General features: G+C 53.3%; 2 protein-coding genes. One reads left to right on the top strand and one right to left on the bottom strand.

The window, feature by feature from the left end:
• Nucleotides 1-186: 186 nt before the first annotated feature.
• Nucleotides 187-408 carry a hypothetical protein gene (locus tag V6D20_11230; GenBank protein ID HEY9816355.1) on the bottom strand — a complete coding sequence of 74 codons (222 nt, stop codon included), beginning with the start codon at nt 406-408 and terminating at the stop codon, nt 187-189.
• A 240-nt stretch (nt 409-648) separates the two neighbouring features.
• Between V6D20_11230 and V6D20_11235 the strand changes: the two genes are divergently transcribed.
• Nucleotides 649-2,172 (top strand): Rieske 2Fe-2S domain-containing protein, encoded by a 1,524-nt coding sequence (locus tag V6D20_11235; GenBank protein HEY9816356.1) that lies wholly within the window; start codon nt 649-651, stop codon nt 2,170-2,172.
• The last annotated feature ends 348 nt before the right edge of the window (nt 2,173-2,520 follow it).

The raw sequence follows: 2,520 nt of genomic DNA on the forward strand, positions 1-2,520 counted from the left end.
GACCTTGCAAGGTTACCATGGCTTCACTTGGGTATGGTCAGGACCTATTGCTCGTAATCGGCACAACCAGAACTCGGTTAAGATTTCGGTTTGCCGCATTGTTGCTGACGATAACTGCGGGTCGCTCTTTCTTAAGTTCGCCGCTGACTGACGGATCACAATTAATCCACCACACGTCACCTCTGTTCATGGTTCACTGTCCCCAATCAGCGCCTCAGACCACGCTAAAGCCTCTGTTTCGCGCTCTTGATCTTCAGCCATGAGCTTGTAGGCAGCATCTAGTTCATCCTTGATAACGTAAGGGCATAACAAATCCTCAATAAACTGACTAATTGCCCCCTTCCCGACCACTGCATACAGGCCATCGTATACCTGTTCATCAATACTGATGGTTAACTTCTTATGCATGATCCCTCTCTTTGTACGTACAGGCATACATAACGTATATCGCCTCTTTTTGAGTCAAGGAGCGATCGCTATTGTGCCCTGTATCAATGTCTTGAAATCTAACCAATGCATGTACTCAGACGCTCGGCGATCGCCCTCGGTAGCTTGCCGCTGTTGAGTTTCACTATCCAGCCCGTTTTTTCACGTCACCGCTCAACCCTCGTCTTATCAGACTTGGAGCATTGAGCGGAGTCGAAATGCGTGCCCATCATTACCTGGAGCGATCGCCCTCCAACCAGTTCCGAAACATTTCTTAATGATTTTGTTACCATAGGAGCACTAGTCAAACGGGATCGATCGCCAGCTATGCAAACCGTAACGCCTCAATCTGCTTCCCTGCAGTCCACCACGCCTGATGTCGTACCGCTGCCGGCCGGTGGTCTTGATGAATCTCGCTTTGATTGGACGGAAGTTTGGTATCCCGTTGCCTATGTGCAGGACTTAGACCAGGAGCGCCCCACTCGCTTTACCCTGATGGATCAAGATCTGGTGATTTGGTGGGATCGGACGGCGACAACCTGGCGGGTGTTTGCCGATCGCTGCCCCCATCGCCTCGCGCCCCTGTCCCAAGGGCGGATTGCTGAGGATGGTCTGCTGGAATGTCCGTACCATGGCTGGGCCTTTGCGGGGGATGGTCATTGCGATCGCATTCCCCAACAGCCGGAAGGGGGCACGGCGGAAACGTCTCAGCGGGCCTGCGCCCGTGCTTATCCAACAGCGGTTCGTCAGGGGCTCCTCTTCGTCTATCCTGGCACGGCGGACTACAGCGATCGCGTTCCCATTCCCACCATTGATGTGCTGGATGACGACTCGGATGATTGGGTCTGTCTCAATACCTTTCGGGACTTACCCTACGATGCCCTTACCCTGATGGAAAATGTGCTGGATGCCAGTCATATTCCCTACACTCATCACAAATCCGTGGGCGATCGCAAAAATGTGAGTCCTGTGGAACTAGAGTTGGTAGAGTCTGGACGGCAAGGGTTTCGAGGCACCTGGGCAGAGGGGCCGCGACGGGGCACCCTCGGACGGCAGGATACGACGTTTGTGGCTCCGGGGCTGATGTGGCATGACCTAACGTCGAAGCAATTTGGACGCACCCTCACAGTTGTCTATGCGACACCGATCCGTAAGGGTGAATGCCGGATCTTTGCCCGATTCCCGTTCAAATTTTCGTCGAAGCTACCCAGCTTTTTTATTCGTCTAACGCCTCAGTGGTTTAGCCATATTGGTCAAAATGCTGTGTTAGAAGATGATCAAATCTTTTTACATCACCAAGAACGCTATTTTGCAGCAGCGGGTGGCAGTGAGACGGTAGCCAAGGCATTTTACTTACCTACCAAGGCCGATTCGTTTGTCCTAGCGCTGCGCCGCTGGGTGACGGATTTTCAGGCAGAATCATTTCCAGGGGCGACGCTGCCGCCTGCGCAGTCAGATGCAGACTTACTCGATCGCTATCACTCCCATGTGCAGCATTGTGCAAGCTGTCGCGGGGCACTGAAAACCATTGAGCGATCGCGTTGGATTGCTGGAATTGTGGCGGCGGTAGGCTGGACAATTGTACCTATTTTGGCTGTGACTCTCGGGACGCTGTGGCCGGTGGTGCTGGGTGCTGGTGGGGCAGCGATCGCGGCGGCTAGTTGGGCTGGATTGGGTCAGTTGGAAAAACGGTTTTATCAAGGTCGTGCTATTCCACCGCGCAATCAACCCGAGACGTTGAAGTAGAGAGAATTTCTAGGGTTGAATGGCGCTTTACTCTACAGCCCTGCAAGGAATCTCACGATTCACCTCCACGCACGTGGGGACAACGGGGCGAAATGAATCGCGGTCTTTTGGTAGGACATGAATTTTCACCTCCACGCACGTGGGGACAACGGTAGATAAGCAAATGCGCTTACTTACCCAATACGGTTCACCCCCACGCACGTGGGGACAACTTCCATATCCTCAAGTTCCAGAGCTTTTCTTTACCGGTTCACCCCCACGCACGTGGGGACAACGCGACAATGTAACGTTTTCGAAGTAGAACAGCAACGGTTCACCCCCACGCACGTGGGGACAACTACCGGAATT

The organism is Candidatus Obscuribacterales bacterium (genome assembly GCA_036703605.1).
GTDB lineage: Bacteria > Cyanobacteriota > Cyanobacteriia > RECH01 > RECH01 > RECH01.

Bases quoted from the DNA above. Each gene is read 5' to 3' on its own strand.
- V6D20_11230 (HEY9816355.1), bottom strand. From the start codon at position 408: ATGCATAAGAAGTTAACCATCAGTATTGATGAACAGGTATACGATGGC.